The 21,070-nt window shown below is 44.1% G+C and carries 16 protein-coding genes; 6 read left to right on the top strand and 10 right to left on the bottom strand.

The features are described 5' to 3' along the window. Window positions 1-119 precede the first annotated feature (119 nt). Genes csaB through FTX54_RS14285 form a run of 4 tightly spaced genes read right to left on the bottom strand, consistent with a single transcriptional unit; the run spans window position 120 to window position 5,416 of the window. Complete coding sequence (gene csaB, locus FTX54_RS14270; protein WP_187254547.1) at window positions 120-1,178, bottom strand: polysaccharide pyruvyl transferase CsaB; 1,059 nt, start codon at window positions 1,176-1,178, stop codon at window positions 120-122. Continuing rightward, window positions 1,175-3,076: a DUF5693 family protein gene (locus FTX54_RS14275; RefSeq protein ID WP_147803790.1), complete on the bottom strand. Its 1,902-nt coding sequence runs from the start codon at window positions 3,074-3,076 to the stop codon at window positions 1,175-1,177. The genes csaB and FTX54_RS14275 overlap by 4 nt, the downstream gene beginning before the upstream one ends. 22 nt (window positions 3,077-3,098) lie before the next feature. Next, window positions 3,099-4,664 carry a putative polysaccharide biosynthesis protein gene (locus FTX54_RS14280; protein WP_147803789.1) on the bottom strand — a complete coding sequence of 522 codons (1,566 nt, stop codon included), beginning with the start codon at window positions 4,662-4,664 and terminating at the stop codon, window positions 3,099-3,101. Next, the gene (locus FTX54_RS14285) at window positions 4,661-5,416 is read right to left on the bottom strand and encodes a WecB/TagA/CpsF family glycosyltransferase (RefSeq protein WP_147803788.1); all 756 of its coding nucleotides are present in this window, start codon (window positions 5,414-5,416) and stop codon (window positions 4,661-4,663) included. Before FTX54_RS14285 ends, FTX54_RS14280 begins: the two co-directional genes overlap by 4 nt. A gap of 261 nt (window positions 5,417-5,677) precedes the next feature. Here FTX54_RS14285 and FTX54_RS14290 point away from each other — a divergent pair, with 261 nt between their 5' ends. Continuing rightward, the gene (locus tag FTX54_RS14290; protein ID WP_147803787.1) at window positions 5,678-6,601 is read left to right on the top strand and encodes an accessory Sec system S-layer assembly protein; all 924 of its coding nucleotides are present in this window, start codon (window positions 5,678-5,680) and stop codon (window positions 6,599-6,601) included. Between the two features lie 200 nt (window positions 6,602-6,801). On the opposite strand, the gene FTX54_RS14295 is transcribed toward FTX54_RS14290, so the two are convergent. The 3 genes from FTX54_RS14295 to FTX54_RS14305 form a co-directional block, all read right to left on the bottom strand. Continuing rightward, complete coding sequence (locus tag FTX54_RS14295) at window positions 6,802-8,790, bottom strand: S-layer homology domain-containing protein (protein WP_147803786.1); 1,989 nt, start codon at window positions 8,788-8,790, stop codon at window positions 6,802-6,804. A gap of 611 nt (window positions 8,791-9,401) precedes the next feature. Beyond that, window positions 9,402-10,772, bottom strand: a complete 1,371-nt coding sequence (locus FTX54_RS14300) for a CAP-associated domain-containing protein (RefSeq protein ID WP_187254546.1) — start codon at window positions 10,770-10,772, stop codon at window positions 9,402-9,404. 581 nt (window positions 10,773-11,353) lie between these two features. Further along, window positions 11,354-12,292 carry a helix-hairpin-helix domain-containing protein gene (locus tag FTX54_RS14305; protein WP_147803784.1) on the bottom strand — a complete coding sequence of 313 codons (939 nt, stop codon included), beginning with the start codon at window positions 12,290-12,292 and terminating at the stop codon, window positions 11,354-11,356. Between the two features lie 343 nt (window positions 12,293-12,635). Here FTX54_RS14305 and FTX54_RS14310 point away from each other — a divergent pair, with 343 nt between their 5' ends. Both FTX54_RS14310 and FTX54_RS14315 read left to right on the top strand, forming a co-directional pair. Then, the gene (locus FTX54_RS14310) at window positions 12,636-13,298 is read left to right on the top strand and encodes a hypothetical protein (RefSeq protein WP_147803783.1); all 663 of its coding nucleotides are present in this window, start codon (window positions 12,636-12,638) and stop codon (window positions 13,296-13,298) included. A gap of 161 nt (window positions 13,299-13,459) precedes the next feature. Continuing rightward, on the top strand, window positions 13,460-14,479 hold the full coding sequence (locus tag FTX54_RS14315) for a D-alanyl-D-alanine carboxypeptidase family protein (protein ID WP_147803782.1): 1,020 nt from the start codon (window positions 13,460-13,462) through the stop codon (window positions 14,477-14,479). 1,029 nt (window positions 14,480-15,508) lie between these two features. Here FTX54_RS14315 and FTX54_RS14320 read toward each other — a convergent pair. The 3 genes from FTX54_RS14320 to FTX54_RS14330 all read right to left on the bottom strand — a co-directional run bounded on the left by FTX54_RS14320 (window position 15,509) and on the right by FTX54_RS14330 (window position 19,136). Further along, complete coding sequence (locus FTX54_RS14320) at window positions 15,509-15,832, bottom strand: hypothetical protein (protein ID WP_147803780.1); 324 nt, start codon at window positions 15,830-15,832, stop codon at window positions 15,509-15,511. Between the two features lie 295 nt (window positions 15,833-16,127). Continuing rightward, entirely contained in the window at window positions 16,128-18,152 is a 2,025-nt protein-coding gene (locus FTX54_RS14325) for a beta-galactosidase (protein WP_147803779.1), read from the bottom strand. 504 nt (window positions 18,153-18,656) lie between these two features. Beyond that, a complete protein-coding gene (locus FTX54_RS14330) occupies window positions 18,657-19,136 on the bottom strand; it encodes an MgtC/SapB family protein (protein WP_147803778.1) in 480 nt (159 codons plus the stop codon). A 291-nt stretch (window positions 19,137-19,427) separates the two neighbouring features. Between FTX54_RS14330 and FTX54_RS14335 the strand changes: the two genes are divergently transcribed. From FTX54_RS14335 to FTX54_RS14345, 3 genes are all read left to right on the top strand, one after another. Further along, entirely contained in the window at window positions 19,428-19,760 is a 333-nt protein-coding gene (locus FTX54_RS14335; protein ID WP_147803777.1) for a metal-sulfur cluster assembly factor, read from the top strand. Between the two features lie 552 nt (window positions 19,761-20,312). Continuing rightward, a complete protein-coding gene (rpsN, locus tag FTX54_RS14340) occupies window positions 20,313-20,582 on the top strand; it encodes a 30S ribosomal protein S14 (RefSeq protein WP_147803775.1) in 270 nt (89 codons plus the stop codon). An 80-nt stretch (window positions 20,583-20,662) separates the two neighbouring features. Further along, window positions 20,663-21,070, top strand: coding sequence for an ion channel (locus FTX54_RS14345; RefSeq protein ID WP_147803774.1), 408 nt, complete (start codon window positions 20,663-20,665; stop codon window positions 21,068-21,070).

Below are 21,070 nucleotides of genomic sequence, written 5' to 3' on the forward strand. Positions count from 1 at the left end.
GCAAAAGCCTTATAAAAAACCTTTTTCCATTCTCTATAAGTTTCTTTTGCAGTTTACCCTTTCAATACAGTTTTATATAGTGTCTAAAGGTTTATATTGCTCTTTTCTACTTTGTAAAATTATTTAAAAGCTTCCGCAGCTGCCCTGCGCAGTTCTTCTTTTGACCTCTGTACATAAGCATCCATCGTTTTCAAAAACTCATTTTTTGTCTGGAAAGTGTAATTTATTTTGTTGTATAGATCATTTGCTGTCCAGCTGCTGTCTTCTATATGACAGGCTGGTTCCTGCCCGCAGAGAAGCGCAAAAGCATCTATCTTAGGATCGTAGGAAACAGCTGCAAAAGGAACGCTGGAAACAGCTGCAAAAACTAGCGCGTGAAGCCTCATCCCAATTAAAAATTTCGATTCAGCTATAACCTGCATCTTTTCTTCAAAAGATGCTTCATATTCGAATATAGCTGCTCCATCGTATTCTGATGCATCCATATAGGAAATAACCTGCGCTGCTGCTTTCGCATCTTCTTCTCCATGCATAGGCACAAGAATGATTTTTTCCCCTGCCTCCATCAGCATATCCAGCGTTTCCGCTACTTTCTGCAAATGGTCTTTTCCATCTTTCCAGTCGCGGATGGAGACGCTTATATACGACGCTTCAGCAGAAGCTGTCGAATAGTCATTTTCCAGACTGAGAACAGGGTCTGGAACGAGCGTAACCTTTTTTTTGACCCCTATTTCCCGGAGCAGTTTTCTCGAAGCTTCATCCCTGACAGAAATTTTATCTGCCTGTTTTATCGATTTTGCCGTTAGAAAACGGCTTTTTTTCATAAGAAGCGGACCGATGCCCTGAGCAAAAACACTCACAGGCACCCTCATGACTTTAGCTGCCCAGATCACCGCGCTGTAATAAACAACACTCCCAAGTCCTGTACTGTCCTGAAATAAACTTCCTCCACCGCTGATAAGACGATCTGCTCCGCGGAGAACAGCGAACAGTTCTTTAACATTCCAGCGGTTGACCGCATTTACGCCAAACCGTTCTTCTGTCTGCTGCGGATTATTTGATAGAACAAAAATAGCTGTCTCTTTTTCTTCTTTTCGTATCAGCTCGATAATGGAACGGAGAATCGCTTCATCACCAGCATTGTCGAAGCCGTAATAGCCGGATAATACAATCTTCATCCAATTCTCCTTTCCCTTATAAAAGGATAAATCCATTTTTTGCAACACTCATATGTTAATATGAGCAGGATTCCAATTAATAATCCGATACTTAAGCTTAAAGCAGACCTGATGATGGATACAAGCAATGGAGTATGAAGATGAGTAAACGTACCTGCAAGAGAACTCAAAGCAAGCGACCCGCCAAGCAGTAAAAACCATGCATACTTAACTTTTTCTTTCCACAAATAAAGGCCAAGAGTAAACAGCGGCAGGCCGATGAGAAACTCAGTCGTACGCGGCCTGACAATAAACATATTCTCCAGCCACTGCCTGAAAATAAGTTCATAGGGAAGTGCGATTCCGGTATTGCCTGTTCTGGTAATATAAAATAAAATAACTGCTCCGAGAACAACCATCACCACAAGATGCCAGAATTTCACCGGTTCACGAAGCCAGGACCACCCCAGGAATACCAGCCCTGTAATGACAAGCGGAGCTGCTGCTAACACTTTCACTCCCCGGAAGCTGTCAAGACCGAGCAGGAAGTCTGATCCGTATAACAGCATTACCACAAACCATGCTCCTGTCAGCGTAATTCCTGCTGCTGTAAAGTAGGAGCCTGCAGCATCTGTCAGTGTCAGGGGCCGTTTAATCCGCAGTATTGCGTAGACAGGTGCCATCACCGCTAAAAACAGAACAACAAGCTTCAATAAAAAATCAATTTGTATCAAAAAGATTGTTAAATAAATTATAAAGCTTAAAAGAGCAGCCGGAACTGCCATCAAAGGGCTGACAAGAGTGAAGACGATCCCTGTAAATGAAGCAGCAGCAAAGATCACAGACACCTCCATCCATAACGGCAGGCTGGATAGAAGCGGGGGTTCTGCAATTCCTGTTTCATCATCAATGTTTTCGTGAATAGCCTCTAAAATCTGACTTGTTCTTTCAAGCATCCTTTCTGCTTCCCGTGGATGACTATAAAATTCTCCAGCTTCTTTGTCCAATATATTAATAAACAGGATATCAACGTTCCGCTCATTTACGGCTCTTTCTCCCCTGAAAACGTCCTGATAATTACCCGGATCGTAATTTTTTCCCAGAGTAAGACTCTGCAGGCGGACAGGTTCCCGGACCACCTGATCCAGCAGAGGATGCAGTCCAACCTGGTCAGCGTTTTCTATTAATACTACTGAGATATCCAGCTCATTTATTTTCTCAGCAAGAAGACTCGTGATTTGGGGATCTCCTCCCCCCGGAATTTCTGTCCCAGCAAATAAAACATGGGATATATCTCCGCTCATTTCTCTCATTTGATCGTATAACAAATGATCAGAATGCTCCGCCTGAAAATTATCCGAAAGACGGATAATAATATTAATACCGTAGCTTACAGCTTGTTCATAAGCATTCATATCAAAAGTAACTGGTTCGCGCATCGTTCCTGTTGAAGCAAAAGGCAGGAATAGAAATTCCTCTCTATTGATAACTGTGGCATCTACCTGCAGGCTCTGCCTGTCACGCGAAAAATTCAGTGACTCTTCAATTGATTCTGTAAGCTCATTTTCTTCGAGTACTTTAAGGAAAATGCCCGACTCTTCGTGGATTTCATCATGGGATGCTCCATAAAGCTGAATCATCTCACTCTTTGATACAACAGCAATCATATCCCTGTCGCGCAAATCGTTTAACGACAGCGGTTCAAAAGCTACGGACTGCACTCCCGCTCCGGAAGTAAGTTTTTCATATACAGTTCCCCTGTCAAGGCCGGCATCTTTAGTGAATGTATTAATATCTTCATAGGGAATCACCGTTTCATATGTATCTGCTCCCTCTTCGACCGCAATCCGTTCTCCCAGATACGGGATGGAAAGAACCATGATGAGAAGCACTATCCCCCACAAAACTTTTTTTCTCACAACGACCTCTCCAATCATTCATCTAACGGTAAAGGCGGGAAATTTTAGGGCCGATAACCGGGATGTTTTTCAATTCTTCTTTTGAGACAGCCTTCAGTAACAGAAGAAAAACGCCATAAAGTATTCCACCTCCAGCAATCAGCAGCACCGTAAACATAAGAGCCATGCTGCGTCCCCATGTTTCAGGAGCCGTCCAAAGGAGCGGTATGTAAAGGGACACACCCATAAGGACTGCAGCTGCAACGGCCCTTCCTTCACGATTGCCAAACAGGCGGAAGGAAATCGTCCGCTTCATCACCCATAAATTCCATACTGATAAAAGTATATATACAATAAATGTAGACCACGCCACACCAATCAGCCCGAAATAGCGGATCAGAATGATATTCAGTACAATTTTAACTAAGGATGCCCCGAGAACAATCCCTGCTGATAATATCTGCTTATTCATTCCCTGCAATATACCTGTCGTCAAAACCGCAAAGGAAGTTGCTGCTGCACTTAAATGAACAACGGCGAGCACCTCATTAGCCTGCGTATCCCCGAAAAGGACAAAGTTTAAAGGGACGGTAAGGACGAACAAGCCAATTGCTGCGGGCCAGGCCGCTACGTGCATAAATTTGAGCGCCTGCTCTGTAATAAGCGACGTTTTTTCGTCGTCTTTTTCTTTCAGAGAAGCTGACAGCAGTGGTATAAGCGGAAGAATTAATGCCTGGGCGAATACAACAACGATTTGTACAAGCGTGAGTCCGCGTCCATAATAACCGTACTGCGCGGCAATATCCAGATCTTCTGCTCCCCCCGCGCCGAGCTGACCAGGAACCGTTACAGAGTCAATAAAATTTACGAGTGCCATAGCAAGCGCTCCTACACAGATCGGCAGAGAGAGATAAAGAATTGTTTTCGTCCATTTTTTAAAATCTCTGAAAGAATATTTACGGTCTGCTTCAGGGCGGAGAGGGCTCGTTACAAATTTCCTGCGCAGATATATAAAAGATGCAAGGGCGCCAAAAATAGATCCCGTCATTACTCCCCCCGCTACAACAGAAGCCGAATAACCCTGTTGCACAAGAATATAAGCGAACAGTAAAATAAAAAATACCCGAACGAACTGCTCGAGCACCTGGGAGAAAGCGGTAGGTCCCATTTCCTGAAATCCCTGAAAATAACCGCGGTAAACAGCCATATAAGGAGCAATTAAAAGGGAAGCGGAAACGACTATCAGCGAAATTTCTGCGAATTCCCCGCCGAGCAGAGAAGCAAACGGGGCGGCAATCAGAAGAATAACCAGAAAAGCACTTATTCCAAAACTGCAGGCCAGAATACTTCCCGTCCTATGAATGTCACGGATATGGTTTTCCCCGCCATTAATACGGGCTTCTGAAATAAGTTTTGAGACAGCGAGTGGTATCCCGGCGACAGATAAAATTAAAACAGCCATATAAACAGGGTAAACGATCGAAAATATGCCGAAAACTTCATCCCCGGCAATATTCTGAAGCGGGATGCGAAAGAGGCTTCCTAAAAGTTTGGATATCAGGGAAGCCAGAGTAATTATAAGCGCACCTTTCATAAAACTCTGGCTCATCTTTTGATTTTCTCTTTCATAACTTTAAAAATAAACCAGGGCAGCGCAGCCATCCTTCTGCATCTGGCAGGCTGCTTAACCAGACGGTAAAGCCACTCTACATTCCACTTCTGCCAGATATATGGTGCTCTTTTTACTTCCCCGGCAAGCACATCAAAGCTTCCACCGATACCAATAAAAATACCCTGGTCGAATTCAGGGAAGTTCCGGGCAATCCATTTTTCCTGAAGTGGAAAACCAAGCGCAACAAAAACGTAATCAGGCTTTTTCGTTTTAATTTCCTCTGCGATTTCCTGACTGGTCCAGTCGAAAAAGCCGTGGTGACTTCCAGCAATGACGAGACCGGGAAATTCTTTATGGATAGTATCGAGAGTTTTATTCAGAACGGCTTCCCGGGCCCCGAGAAAATACGCCGACTGACCGAGTTCATTAGCTGTACCGAGCAGCCGCATAAAAAGATCAAACCCGGTCACACGTTCCGGCAGCCGATGCCCCATAAATCTCGCCCCTTTTACGATGCCGATCCCATCTGCCGTGACATAGGTAGCCTTTTCTATAGCTTGATGATATTCTCTATCATTTTGAGTATGCAGGACGATTTCAGGATTAGCCGTAACTACAAACGCTTTTTCCTTCGACTCAGCATGTTTGGCAAGCGTTACAGCCATGTCGGAAAGGGTAGTCTTAACAAATGGCACTCCTAATAACGTTACTGTTTCTATGGATTGCTTCACAGATGTCACCAACTTCATAAGTTTTTCTTTCCTGAATCATATCAAATATACTGAAAGAATGGAATTCCCTTCACACGCACAGTTTTTTTGTCTATAGGCTGCCTTGAAAATAAAGGATAAACTTTGAGATCGCTTCTTTTTTAATTTCCTAAATCCCTTATTTTTCATGATATAATATAAGGTACAGCAGGGAAAAAGATACAAGTAAATACACATCTTTCATCCGGAATTGAACACAATGGATGGAAATTACAATTATATTTGGGGGTAATTTGGGAAATGCAGTCATTTTTTAATGAAAAAGAATTGAAAAATCTTAAGATTGACGGGCAGGATTCTGTCATCTCTTCAAAAAAAGCATCAGACATAGAACCGGAGGAGCTTTCTACTGTTCAACCCGAGCTTTCACTTCCGGAAGCATGGAATATTTCTGAAAAAGAAACCAAGGCTTTCGAGACTCTAAACGATTTATGTGAGCCGCTTCTCCCCGGTCAAATTTCTCTTTATGGGGTGCGTGTGACACAGAACGAAGATGGAGATTATGTTTTCCTTGCTTTCATCCGCCAGTCCGTAGAGAAAAAGATGAAAATGAAAGAAGCCACTATTTCTATTTTTGACGAAAATAAAGAAGTGCTCGGCAGAAAAACATTTGATCTGACTGAATTCGGTGAACTTCCAGTCAATACCAGCCGCCCTTGGGAATTCCTATTCAGCGAAAAAGATTTATTTACAAATTCGATCCCCGGAAGCGGGTGGAAGCTGGCCTTTCAGCTTAACCCTGTTTCACGCGACCACACGCTTGAATTCACTAAATCATGGAAAAAGCGCCTTCCATCCGAGCAGCAGCGTAAGCTTAAAAAAGCTGTTGAGAAAATGGGTCCTCCTCGTCCGGGGCAGATTAACTTTGTCGGACTGAATGCAGCGATGGTTGAATCCCGCGAAGAACTTCATATTTCACTGCTTATCCGTAATGGGGGAGCCAAGCATATCAACCTTGAAAAGATGCCGCTCGTGGTCGAGGATGCTGCTGGAGATATCGTAGCTAAAGGAGTATTCACGCTCGATCCGAAGCTTCAAGTAAAAGCAAACACAAGCACGCCTTGGAATTTCGTCTTTCCAAAATCAATGATTCATAAAAGCAGTCCCGATTTGTCGAAATGGAAAGCGTATCCGCCGCGTAAACAAAAGAAAAAAGAAGAGTGACGGCTCTAAACAGATAACGTCCGCTGCCTGTTTTAAAAGCACGGGGCTCAGCAGCCAGTTCATATGAAAAGGAGACCTCCACACTTTGGTGAGGGTCTCCTTTTCTATGCCGCGCCTTCATCCGGGCTAACTCTTATCTATTAACAGCATTTCCCGTGCTCACAAAACTTTCAAAAAGCCTTTTAGTCCCGTACGGGTGTTTATTTAGGAAAACTGAGAATATCTGCGTAAGCACTGTGCATATAAGCATGGTAATGATTTTTATGGTCCGCACTTACCTGGTACCAGGTCTGAGTTCCCACTTTTATCTCTCCTCTTACCGCTGTATAGTGCCCTGAAGAAGCGTAACGGTAAAGCCTATTTTGAGTTGCACCGGCTTTTTCACGAACGTTCAGTCCGCTTGTATTCGTTTTTCCGATTGTCAGTTTATTATAATCTTTTTTACCAAGGTATTCATCAGCGCGGTACATATGTCCGGCAATTTTTTGCCCCCAGAACATATCAGAGGCATAGCGGACGTTAAATCCCTGACCTTTGTTTCCAGGAATCGATCCGCTGAAGCGCCAGTTGGAATGATCGGCATAATTATTGTTGATGTGACGGGCAGCATACATAATGCTGTCTTCAAAACTATTGAAAACATCTGCATTGCCGTAAGGATTGGAATCAGATGCGTTAAGACCAAAAAGATTCTTCTTATCCTGCGCAATTCTGCTCGTGCCCCAGGAACTTTCATGAATAGCCTTCCCCATCAGGTACAGCGCATTGATGCCGTATTCTTTTTCGGCTTTAATGAAGGATTTTCCTTCTCCTGCAAGCGGACTGCCGCTGCCCGCCGGGCTCATGTTCTGCAGATAGCGGTCCAGATCTGCTGCTGTATAACTTGTTTTTGTCTTTACAGGCAGTACGTTAAAATACTGGTCCTGCTCTCCTGCCTTTGATCCGGAAGCCGTAAAGAACGTGCTTCCGTCCCTGCTGTAATATTTCGTGCCGGCAGACAGAAAAGTTGGAGCTTTCCCATAACGGTAAGCAGCATAGTTATCTGCAGACGGGTTGTATAAATAGTGATACAGGTCCCCGCTGCGCACGGCGTAATAATTTCGTTTGTTTGCTGCCTGCTGGGACGGAATCATCTCCACATGATCAATATGGAAAAAACCGGTCGTTCCAGCGTAGCTTACTTCTACATAACTCCCGTTGGAACTTACATAATCGAATTCGGAACCAAAACGGACATCGTCGGTAGCATAAGTTTTAGCATTTGCTAGATTACTGTTGCTGTAAACGTTAGCTATATTTGCTGTTGGATGTTTCGGACGGACAATACCGTCTTTTATCTTTACAATTCGTTCTCCCTTTAAAATCACTGTCTGGTTCTTTGAAGCCTGTTTTACTGCTTCGTCATAAGAAGCGAACCGTTTGTTCCCTACAGTCAACTTACCGTCCGAACTGATTGATGCCGCACGGTAATCCCCGTCTCCTTCAGGTTCTGATGGAACCGGCTCCTCTTCAGGCGGCTCTTCATTTACCGGAGGGCTGGGAGGAATCTCCAGATTGTCACGATATTCTTCGACAGAGTGGAGCAGGCGGATAATATAAGCAGCCGCATGAGCACGTGTCGCATTATCTTTCGGAGCAAACCTTGTCTGTGATGAGTCAGGAAGAGCATGACCTTTTATGATCCCATAGGAAGCATTCGTTGCGACGGCTTTCACGTAGTTTGGATTAATGTCCTGTTCATCTGTAAAATTCAGCTTATCATCTTTATTAGGAAGTTCTTCGTAAGCGAGCGCCCGGTCAATCATTACCGCCATTTCTTCCCTTGTAATATCCTGCTGGGGACGAAATGTCCCTCCCGGATAGCCATTAATAAGCCCTGCTTTTTCAGCAGCGTAAATGTAATCCGCCAGTCCAAAAGATTTCTCTACATCGCTGAAGCTGTTCGAGCTTGAAGCGGCAGGCAGATTTAAAGCTCGGGATAAAAAGGCAGAAAACTGCGCCCTTGTAACGGAGTCGTCAGCTCCAAATTTTCCTCCCCCGTAGCCTTTCATTATTTCAAGATCAATCGCTTCACGCATTTCCTTTTCAAGATTATGTCCCTTAATATCCTGAAAATCGTCTGCATAGGCTGTAGAAGCCCCCCAAAACATGACTGCTGCTAAAAGCATCAACATTGCTTTTTTGAACATCTTTTTTCCTCCCCGTATATCTTGTTTAAATTTCCACCTATTGTTCTCTTAAGTCAACTTTTCTGCCACAGCTTTTCCACCACTTTCCTTGCAGCTGCCCCCTGTTTCTCTATAATTTTTAATTCTGTGCTCATTATACATGATTTAATACAATTTAAAGGTTACAATTTCATTATTTTTTAGATTACCCCTGCTGATTTATGGAAATTAATTGACATGGGGTGGAGGCGGTCAGCTGAGGGCTCCCCTTTGCACCATGGAAAAGGAGCTGTCCTAGAAGGATAGCAGCACGGCTTCACACAGACAAAAGCCTGTTAGACAAATTCCCGTCTAACAGGCTTTTTAACAAGTTGAACATATGAACTGGAAAAGCATGTGTCTTCACCTGGGTGCAAAAGCAGCGCAGTATTTTTAAGAGCAGATATTCCCACTGCAGGCTGCATATGACAAAACAATAAAAAGAAAGTCTTTCACCGGCAGCCGAAGGAGAAACAGGGTGACTCCAGGACGACAGAAGACGAGGCGGAAATTCATTTCAGCAGGAAGGACGAAAACAGCTGAGGCCTTCCTGCCCGGAAAGCGTTCCTGTGGAAACGAAGGTTGTTCTGATTTTATCTCGTATAAAATTTCTGCGTATAGAAAGGACGGTTTTCCATATCAAAAGCCGTGCCGACGCCGAGTTCCCGGTAATACTGGTTCAAAATATTCTCGCGGTGTCCCGGCGAGTTCATCAGACCTCTCTGAGCCATCACAGCACTCGGCTGTCCCGAGGCAATGTTTTCTCCTGCTCGTGTATAGCTGATACCCGCCTCGCGGATTCGGTCAAACGGGGAGGCGCCTTCCAGGTTTTCGTGACTGAAATACTGCTGTTCAGCCATGTCTTCACTATGATCAATGCTGACAGCCGCTATTTCGTCATTCCAGTCCAGCGGGTCCAGGTCGAATTCCACTCTGTCCGCATTAACAAGGTCAAACATCTGTCTCGAAAAGTCCTCCGCCAGCTGTGCTGACCCTTCGGCGTAATAACCGGAAAGTGACTGCTCTGCATCTTCCCCGATAAGCTGATACGCCGTGGCTTTATTATCCTGATGGATATCATAGTAAACCGTCAAATATCCTTCTTCTATTGGAAATAAATCCGACTCTTCCGTTTCACTTAACGAATAACGCGTATTCCCCTTAACTATCGCCGTCTCCGGATCTCCCATTTTATCTCTTACTTCCTGACGGGAAAGGTTTTGACTCAGTCCTTCAGGCGAACGGACTTCCGAAGTATTTGTATATAAAGCCGTCACTTCTCCGTCTGCCACTCCTGCCATTCGGAAATTTTTATAGTTATCGTGATAAGCATACCATTCAAACCCATAGTGACTTTCAGTAATCCGCTCCGGTTCTCCCCACATTTGCTCTAATAAATTTACATCATCTCCGACGGAAATGCCGGCAGCCTGAAACATGTCTGCATTTCCTTGTGCCTGAGACTGCTCTTCTTCCAAAGGCTGCTCTACAGGAGCGAGAATTTCTTTATTGTCATATTCAATAAGCATGGCATGCTCCGCGTCTTCCCAGCTCACTTCTCCACCTAACGATTCTGCGATGAAGCGGGCGGGAGCATATAAAGTATTCCCCTCTCTGTTTGCAGGCAATTCAAGCTCTGCTTCTTCCCCATTAAGAGAGGCTGAGCCGCTTCCCTCAGTAAGCTCGATGGTTATATCTCCTTTTTCTGCAGTAACGGCTTCTGCGTCATTTTCAATAATTACCGCGTCCATTTCTTCAAGTAAACGGACTGCCGGCGCCATAGTATGGCCGTCTTTCATAACAGATCCTTCAAGGCTGACTTTCTCGGTAGATAAGGTTTCCGTATTTTGAAAACTTTCATCTCGTAATTCCTCCGTTTCTTCGAACGGATACCACCAGACGAATACGATAACTGCTATAAAGAAAAAAATTGAAAAACCGGATCCCCGGTTGTAATATCTCATTAGTATTCTGCTCCTCCATTCGCTTTCAATCTGCGTCGGGCAGTCCAGCTGTATAAACAGGCCCGATCCTTTTGAATACATATACGGTTGGACCTGTATGCAGGTTTCCTTATTGTAACGGAGACAGCCGTAAAGGGGAAAGAATCTTTCTGGAAGTTACATATTTTTTAGTTCGGTGAAGACCGCGTAATGCTGAGAACTCCGTCTGCTACCGGCTCTTTTTCAAGGATAATTTTATCCGGGGCCCCGGGGACAGAAATCCTGCACGGGAAAACGCTGGAGTCTCTGCAGAGCGTGGGTACATTCATCGTTGTACTTCCCGATGCTTCTACGCCGGCCAGAACGGCATTCTTGAATTCTCCTCTCTAAAAAACGTCATGACAGAAATACGTCATGACGCCTCAGGGGGATATTAAATACGAATATACATATTAAGTGAACTTTTGAAGCCTGCCTCTAAAACTTTTGTCTCTGCTGCTGTCAAAAGGAATGTGGAGCTGCCTAATAAAGCCGGTTCACCTACAGAAATGTTGGGAGGCCTATCCAACCGGTAAAAAGGATGGATGTGCGTCCGTTCTTCTTTACACATCAACGAACCGTTTAATTTGAGTAAGTTTTCTTTCTCCTACTCCTCTTATTTCTGCCAGGTCATCGACCGATTGAAAATCTCCGTGTTCTTTTCGATGTTTTACTATTTTTTCAGCCAGATCGGTTCCGATACTAGGAACATTCACTAAATCTTCAGCCGTTGCTTCATTTAATTTATAAAAAACAGGACCTTCTTTCTCGGGCTCGCTATCTGATTCTTCCGGTTCTGTGTTGTCGGCACCGGCTGAAGTTTCTTTCCCAGCCGGGCTTTCTTTACTCGTCTCTTCTTCCTTTTCTTCATCCTGCTTTTCTTCTATCTGCTCTTTTTCTGCGTTTTTCTCGTCTGCCGTTTCTTTGGCTTGCCCGGAATCAGCCGATACGGGTTCTTCCGCTTCGGAAGATTTTACAGCAGGTTCCTCTTTATCGGAGGTTTCTGCAGCATGCAGTTCCGAGTCCTCTTTTTGTTCCGGACTTCCTCCCGTTTCTTCATTTATATTTACTTCTTTCTCCTTTTCCTGTTGATCCCGCTTCTCTTCTTTCTCCGACGGTACACCGGCAGTTTCCCTATCTTTCTTTTTAGAAGAGGTTTTCGGTTTTTGTACTTCTTTTTCTTCACTGTTTTCCTGGGACTGCTTTTTTTCAGCTTCTGCTTTGTTTTTCTTAGCGGAAGACGATTTCGAATCTTTTTTCGCGCCGGACGTTGATTTCTGCTTCTTTTTCGTTTCTACTTCGGTTTCTCTGCGGCGCTTACTTGAAGCTGCCTTCTTTGCTTTAATTTCGGAGGAAGTGTCAGCACTTTCAAGCTTCTTTTTCTCCGATGTTTTATCTTTGTTTTCACCATCTTCCAGCCAATTTAATATTTTTGTGCGCGCCTGTGGAATAATCGTCCATGCCGCTGCAGCTGAAGTTACCATTGCAAACCATTTCTTCATAAATAAATACCTCACTTCCTGAATTCGTAGTTATTGATATTTTGCTTATTCTTGTAGTATTCTCCCGTAAATGAATTCATAGAATAAGTTTTCCCTTTCTTGCTCTTAAAAACACCTCTTTTCCGCAGAAAGTCAACTTTTTCATTTTTTGAAAGGAATTCATGAATAATTGTCGAATATATGTTTGTCTATCCCAGTATCTGCGTTTCCGGATTCCAGCATGAGAATCCGGCAGTAAATCGTTATTTCCCTGCCTGAATGAAGAATTAGTTCCACTGCCTTAAACGAAATCGTTCCAACATCTCTGCCCTTCATGACTATGCTTTATAAAGGATGAAGTCTTATGTTCCATTTAACCCAGCTTCCTGATCAACCTGCCATTTACTATCATGCCTCTGCGGACCAGGCGGTATTTCTGCGGAGAGAAGACTTTCAAAAGTATCTTAAGCTGCTTTCAGGATCGAAACAGAAATATTCTTTTCAGCTTCTGGCCTATTCTTTAACTACTTCCGACGTTCATCTTCTTATAGAACCGGGCAGCTTTCCACCTGAAAAAATCATTCATTTTATTCATCATCAATACGCTTTTTATATAAAAAAGAAATATGGTATCAGCAGACCTGTCTTTTCTGACAGTCGGACGTTACCGGTTCTGAATACAAGAAGCTGTCTGGAAATATGTAAATATATTCATTTATTTCCTTTTTTAACAGAGAGATGTTCGCGGCCGCTTCTCTACCGCTGGAACAGCTACCAGGCTTACATATTAAATACTTCTCTGGATCTTACAGATAAATCACTGATCTATTCATATTTTCCATTGGAAACACAGAGCTCCATGCAGGAATTTCATGAAAGAGAAATTTCTCTGTTTGCTTCTCCAGTTGACATGAAAAGTTTTCTTGCTGCCTATGTTGAAACGGCTTTTCAATTTGCCCTCGGTTTTAACACGCCGGGTATATCCCAGACATTTCTCTTGTCTTCTCCTGCTCCGGAACGGGGATAAAGGTCATTACTCCTCATTTACCAGAAAATTTAGTATAATAGCACTTACATCTGGTGGTAAGAAAAAGTTCTGTTTTCTCAAGCCTGCCCCCAGGCAGCATCCACCATAGGATGCGACCTTATTCATGCACCAGGAAACCCACATAGAAAGGACGCTAAACTATGATGAACCGATCTGCCTGTACAGCTGCTTTTTTCTTCAGTCTTTTGTTGATCTTTATGATTCCGCTGCAGGCAAATGCTTCCAGCGGAAAGACAGCTTTCGATTCAAACGCCGGCAAACAGGTGAAGCAGATTCCTCAGTACGATGCAAGCGGACTTCAGGGTAAAAGCTCTCTTTCTGTTGATGAGCATTTTGATATTTCCGGACAGACAAATGCTGCAGGATCACTTATAGCCGCTAATTCCATCGAAACGATTGCTTATCACAAAAATGGAAAATCGAGGTTTTATCCCTCCAGCACGACTAAAATTATGACGCTTTATACAGCTTTAAAGCATGGAAATCTGGACGAGGAAGTACTTATTCCTGTGGAAGCAGTGGATGTCCCTTACGACAGCTCGCTCGCCGAAGTTCGTCCCGGGGAAAAAATGTCTCTCGAAACCCTTCTGTACGGACTTATGCTGCCTTCAGGAAACGACGCTGCAGTCGCGACAGCTCACCATATCAGTGGTTCTACAGAAAAGTTTATGGAACTTGTTAACGACGAGGCTGCTGCTATGGGCGCAGAAGATACTCACTTTGTTAATCCGCACGGATACCACGATCCAGAGCACTATACCACCCCTTATGATCTGGCTCTGATGATGTTTGAACTTTTGAAGCAGGAAGATGCAGAACAGTTTTTAACTACCCACACTTATAAAGGAGACTATACGGACCCATTTGGAGAAAATAAACAGAGAGTATGGACGACGACAAACGAACAAATTTATCCTGTTTCAAAATCATACTCTCCTTTTGTGACCGGGGGGAAAACAGGCTATACGAGCCAGGCACGCTATAATCTGGTCAGTTTCACTAATGCCGGCGGAAACTTATATGTGACCGCAGCGATGCGGGGCGGCAAAGAAAACCGCTACACTGATACCGCTTATCTGGTAACAAGCGCGCTCGCCGAAACAGAAATACCGCATTCTCCCGTCGAACAAATATCCGGCTTTACTTTTTGGAAAAAATAAAGCGGCAGATCAAGTTCCACATAAAATGCCCGGGGGCCCCCGCTTTTGCCCCCGGGCATATTTCTTAAGCTGTATTAAAATCTGTTGTTGATACATGTAGAAAACTCCGCTTCCACTGGCATGTTTCCGCTTCGTTTTAATTTTCCAATACAGAAAGCCCTCTGGTTAAATAAAGAAGGCAGAAAGGTAGAAACAATGCCAGGGCGGAAACGCCTGCGGAAAAAGAAAGCAGGAAGATCCTCCCGGACGATAGAGAGGGAGAGCTGAAGGCTTTCTCCGCGGCAGGCGGAGGAGCCGCAGGCACTTCAAAAACAACACGGAGCTTTAACAGAGACACTCATCCAAATATTTTTGCACCATGAAGCATGAAAATGCCCTTTTACAAGAATAGAATTTCTATCTATAAAGGTGGTATGAAAGATGTTCAAGAAAGGATCTTCTTTAGTAGGCGGCAGATACTTCTCTATCTTTTTACCGTAAGCTGGAGTGGACATGGGTCGACTCCGGGGCGAATAAGGACGAGCACCACCCCTGCCGAGCGCAGGGAGGAAGGGATTAGCTGAGACCGGCCGCCCGGAAAGCGTCCCGATGGAAACGAAAGCGACCATTCATTGCTTATCTGTTTTATTTTCAAGGCAGCCATAAAAAAAGTGATTTTCTCTGCCGTGTCCGGCGGGGACGCCAGTGGGGTTAAAGCGCCGCCTGAAGATCCTCTCCAATTAATCCGGGAATTGGAAATAGCTGAAGACAAACCCCACGGCAGGCTTCCGCCGGTAAGCGGAGGAGAAAATACAAGGAATAGAATACATAGACTTTTTTCTTTACTTAATCAACACTCTGAAAGCCTGTTAGACAAATTCCTGTCTAACAGGCTTTTTAACACCTTTTCCGTTTCCGTAAGTTCTTCCCGGACTGTCTCGATAGACCTTTTGAGACAGCGCCTTGAAACTGTGGAAGTCTTTGGCTAAAGTTCTTCTCACTTTTTTAGTCGATTTTGAACTTTCCCTCTATTTTTATAACCTTTTCGATTTATGAAGTAGTTTTCTTTCTTCTCTGCTTTTTCATTGGAATAATAATAAACAAATTAATAAGCCCGGATATAATCGCGGCAGCTGCGAGAGTTATCAAAAACAGCGACACGCTCGTTCCGATCCCCATAACTTCACCTGCAAAACCGATCCCCCCGACTAAAGTAATGAATCCAATGAAGGTCACTGAGTTAACAGCGTCCCCGGCAAAATCAAGCAGACCTTCGAGCATTTCACCAATAAATACATAGAGGAAAGCGAGACTGACTCCTGCAAATAGTAGAATGAGATAGACGGTCGTCATCGGAAATCCAAATAGCTCCATTTTCAATTCCTCCTTCTCTCCTGCTTGTTAATCGAAATACCAGATATTTTTCCGTTACTGTTAAAAATTGAGAACCTTCTCATGAAAAAAACAAGATTCGGAAGAGGGAAACTGTTGAAGATTGTCCGTACCCTTCTTCCCTCTTTATTACTGTATTTCCCTTTTTTCAATTCAAATTAAACGCAGGTGAAAAGTTTTTATTGGAAGCTCTGTTTGAAAATTTCAGTCAGGATTCAAGTAATCAGCGTTAAAAGAAATAATGACGCTGCACCATACACCTTCTGCCGATTGTCCGTTATGTTATTTTTGGTTTCTGAAGCACGATGCTCGTCAGTGGCGGAAGAGTAATCAGTCCTTTAAAGACGTGTTCGTTTTCTTTCTCTGAAGCATTCTTCCAGCTGCCAGCGGGAAGTTCCACGTGTTCCGCGGTTTCTGTACTATGGTTCATCACGGATAAATAATCGACATCCCCGGAGGCCCGGCGAACTGTTTCGACAGCTGTATTCTCCATTTGCAGGGACAGCCCGGCTTCCGTGAAAGCTTCTTTATATAGTCGAAGAAGCATATCCCTGTTCAAGCCGCTGCCAACATAATAAACCGTTCCTTTTCCATACTGATTTTTCGTTACTGCTGCTTTCCCGTCAAACCATGTATCCTCATAAACAGCGAGCACTTCTGCTGAAATCGGTTCAATAAAATCGCACCAGACTTCCGTATTTCCTCCCGTACCGCCAAGGGCACCCCTGACTCCCCGGACAGAACCTTTTCTTTCCCCGCGCAGGGAATCATATTCGTGTACTTCAATCCCGCACAGCTCAGCGAGCTCACCTGGAAGCGTCTGATCAGTGACGACATTATCAGCATCTTTTACGCCGGTCCGGTAACTGAATATGATCGTGCCGCCTGCTTCCGCGAACTGTTTAAATTTCTCATTCATTTCTTTTTTAGCTAAAAAATAAACCGGGACGATGAGCACTTTATAGTCCGTCAGGTCCTCTTTTTCCCGGAAGATATCTGTCTGCATCTGCAGCGCATGAGCCGGTTCATAAAAACGAAGCACCTCCTGAGGGTAGGAAAAGTTGTCGGACTGCGGCTGTATATTCCATGCCCACTCGTTTTCCGGATCGTGATAAAAACCAATTTCTTTAGGGAAGACAGCTTCCAGAAAATCATCGGCAAAAGGCTCCAGTGATTGAATAACACCACGGACCTCTTCGAACTTTCTGCGCGGTTTTCCGTCGTGGTCCAGTATGCCGTGGCAGAACTGCTCGGTTCCGAACCGTGCCGCTCTCCAACGAAAGTATACGATCGCTTCCGCTCCACGGGAAATGGCCTGATAGGTCCATAATTTCAGATGCCCCGGCCGCGGAAGGTAGCCTATCTGGCTCCACCCCTGTGCCCCGGAAAGTTCCTCCATGACCCAGTAGCCTTTCCCCTGCTTTGTCGCGCGGCAGAGATCATGCTGACGGGCAATCGCAGCAGGGTGGATCGGCTCTGCCAATCCTCCCCAGACGGGATAGTTATCAAAAGAAATGAAATCGAGATCTTCTGCTATCGCATTTTGATCCTGGGCAAGACCGGTATAAACAAAGTTATGGGTAATAAACTGCCTTTTATCGATCCTCGCCCGCAGAGCATCTGTCTGCATTTTATTATAGGAAGTATAAGCATCCGCACAGAAGCGGTCAAAATCCAGCAGCAGAGAAGGATTATGTTCCTGAAAAACTTTTCGCGGAACCGGGATCTGCGCCCAGTCTGTATAAATCTGGCTCCAGAAAACCGTCCCCCATCTTCTGTTAAGGTCGTCAAGCGAACCGTACTTTTCTTTCAGCCAGTCCTGAAAAGCTTTTTGATCCCGCGGACCATAGCTGCGGTCGGACTTCTCATGACCGTATTCATTATCTGTCTGCCAGCCGATGACAGCTTCGAGACTGCCGTACCGGCGTGCCATCGCTTCCACAATGTGCCGGGACATCCTTCTGAACACCCGGCTGTTCACTGTATAATGTCTGCGTGCACCAAATCCTATCGTCTGTCCGTCCTCCTGAACAGGAAGAACTTCCGGGTATTTTTGCACAAGCCAGGCCGGCGGGGTTGCCGTCGGAGTTCCCAGTACAACTTTCATCCCGTAGGAAGCAATAAAGCTGACTGCTTCATCAAGCAGCCTGAAGTCGTAGCTTCCCTCTTCCGGCTCCAGGAGAGACCAGGAAAATTCTCCGATCCTTACTACATTTATGCCCAGTTCCTTCATCAATTCCAAATCTGTCTTCCATCGTTCTTTCGGCCATTGTTCAGGGTAATAATCTACACCAATATACATGAAATCAACTCCTGTTTTATCAGTTTCTTCCCATTGAACGTATTGTTAAGATTGATAACGCTTTCTCCCTTCATTCTACACGAAGAAAGAAATTCAGGAAAAGAACTTTTTTAAAATATTTAATTAAGGTGCATAAATTTCATAGTAGAAGTTCATCCTGTAATAACCGAATAAGGAAAAGGACCTCCGATGCCGACGGCCGCTCTCACGAGGGCTTATCTCCCGCTGACTTCCACGAAAAAACCTCCGTAAAATTGGATCTTCAGATGTCGCTTTCCCCCCTGCGGAACCCGCCGTCTTTCTCTGCACTCATTTTTTAATAGGGACGTTAAGGTAGAAAACGAAGTCAGCTTACAAAAAGAAAGGGACTGTCCCAAAAAGCCTGAAAAGTACACACATAACGGAAGAGGGTGTTAAAAAGCCTGTTAGACGGAGATTTGTCTAACAGGTCTTTGTCAGTACGAAGCCGTTCCCCCTATCCTTATCGGACAGCTCCCCTATCTTTTATTTTTCTTCTTTTGCATCCATCCGGTCTTCAATATAATTTCCAACCCGGGCCAGAATAACAGTTGTAATAACTGCTATGATCGAAAGGCCGTAAAATCCTGCAGCGATACCAATACCAACCCCACCTACAAAAAATATCATAGCTGCAGACGTCAGGCCGGTAACATTAAATCCGTCTTTTAGAATAACTCCTGCCCCGATAAATCCGAGTCCGGATACGATTTGCGCAGCCAGACGCATCGGATCCATCATGATATTATCTGATATTTCCGCAAAGTGCATGACGCTGTGAATGGAGACGAGAGTTATTAAACAACAGGAAGCGCAGACGTACATGTATGTCTTTATTCCTGCAGGTTTACTTTTTGAATAACGGTCCCATCCAATTAAAAAACCAAGGACGGCACTGCCGATAATCTGCACCAGCATTTCACCGTATGAAGTAACATATTCATTTGCTGTTAATATTTCAAACATTCTGCCACCTCCTTCTCGTATACATTTTTGTAGAAGCTGCTCTATCTTCACCGGGAGATGTCCCCAAAATTTCTGCCGGATCAGAGAAGAAAGCTTCTGCTTCTTTTTTCTTTATTTGAGCAGTTAAAAGCTGCATTTTATTTATTAGTATACCCGATTGCTGCAATCAGAAAAAGTAACCTTATAAAAGTCTTCTTTCCCCCTGTTTCCGGCTTTTCTGTACAAGCCGGTGTTGAGGGTTTTCATTTTCAGGTTTTATTTAGTATCATAGTAGAAAAGGAGGTCGTGACCATGAGTGAAGATAAACAGGAACTAAAAGACCGGGTAATGGCTGAGCTGGAGAATGTTGTTGACCCTGAACTCGGTGTAGATATCGTAAACCTCGGGCTTATTTATGAAGTTGAGCTCGATGAAGAAGATAACGTAAAAGTAATTATGACCCTTACTTCAATGGGCTGCCCTCTTGCAGCAACTATTGTCAGCGACATTAAAAAAGCGCTGAGCGAACTTCAGGAAATTCAGGAAATTGGCGAAATTGATGTAGATATTACCTTCAACCCTCCCTGGGACAAGTCGATGATGTCCCGTTACGCCAAGCTGGCTCTCGGAGTACACGAAAGCTGATTTCCGACGCAGGCGGCACAAAATAAAGTTCAGAAACTGGAAAAACCCTTCATGACCAGCATTGTCATGAAGGGTTTTTGCTGTACATAACCGTCAAAACTTCCTGTTATCAGAAGAAAGCTTGAAAATTTCTATTCACTCTGTTTAAATCGTAATAGTTACGATTTAAACAGAGCAGGTTACTCTTCATATTTACAGATGTAAAAATCCCTTCATGAATTATTCTTCGTAACGAAATAGCAGTGTTAAAGTCTATGGTTCTTACGCATATAAAGGGGAACATTACTGCTCTTTATCATTTACAATCGCTTCCGCTTCGTTTTGATTTTCCAATACAGAAAACCCGCTGGTTAAATCAAGAATATACAAAGTTTGAAGCCAGTGCCAAAGTGATTTTTCAAGACGCCTGCGGAAAAAGAAAGCGGGAAGATCCTCCCGGACGCAAGGGAACCCTAAGGCTTTCTCTGCGGCAGGCGGAAGAGCCGCAGGCCCTCCAAAAAAACAACACAGAGCTTTAACAGAGCCAACGAAATAGAAAGGAGACGCTTAAAAATGGCTGAAAAATCTAAAATTGCAAAGGAAAAAAAGCGGGAGGCACTCGCAGCAGCTTATGCTGACCAGCGTCGTGAATTAAAAGAAAAAGGAGATTACGAAGCGCTTCGCAAACTTCCACGTGACTCTTCTCCAACACGCCTCACAAACCGTTTCCAGGTAAACGGACGGCCGCGTGGAGTACTGCGAAAATTCAGGATGTCCCGAATTGCTTTCCGCGAACTCGCTCATAAAAATCAGGTACCCGGGGTAAAAAAATCCAGCTGGTAATTGATTTTTCTCTCTTCAGCTGTAAAAGCTTAACCTTCTTTCCTTACGGGTAACATACAGAAAGGAAGGGAGGTTTTTTTATGCTGAATCTTATTCTTTTAGGCTTAGGCGTTCTTTTTATCCTTGCTAATCTTATTTATTTTTTCCGACAGGGCAGATTCAAAGAAAGTAAAGTACATACCGGTTTACTTTTGAAATTGTTCTTCACCCTGACCGGGATTACTATCGGCTTTGCGTTCTTATATTATGTGCTTTCTTTTCAGGAAACGGTGCTGCGCATTAACGACCCCACTGACCAGGCTGTTGATATTACATTCCTGGAATCTTTATACTTCAGTGGTGTCACTATTCTATCGGTCGGTTACGGCGATTACGTTCCAGTAGGGTCAGCCCGTTTTTTTGCACTCTTGCAGGCAGCACTCGGTCTGCTTATTCCAAGTGCTTTCTTTCTGACTGTTCTTGGAGAAAAAATTCAGAAAAAGGAATAA

It is taken from the genome of Alkalicoccus halolimnae (genome assembly GCF_008014775.2).
Lineage (GTDB): Bacteria > Bacillota > Bacilli > Bacillales > Salisediminibacteriaceae > Alkalicoccus > Alkalicoccus halolimnae.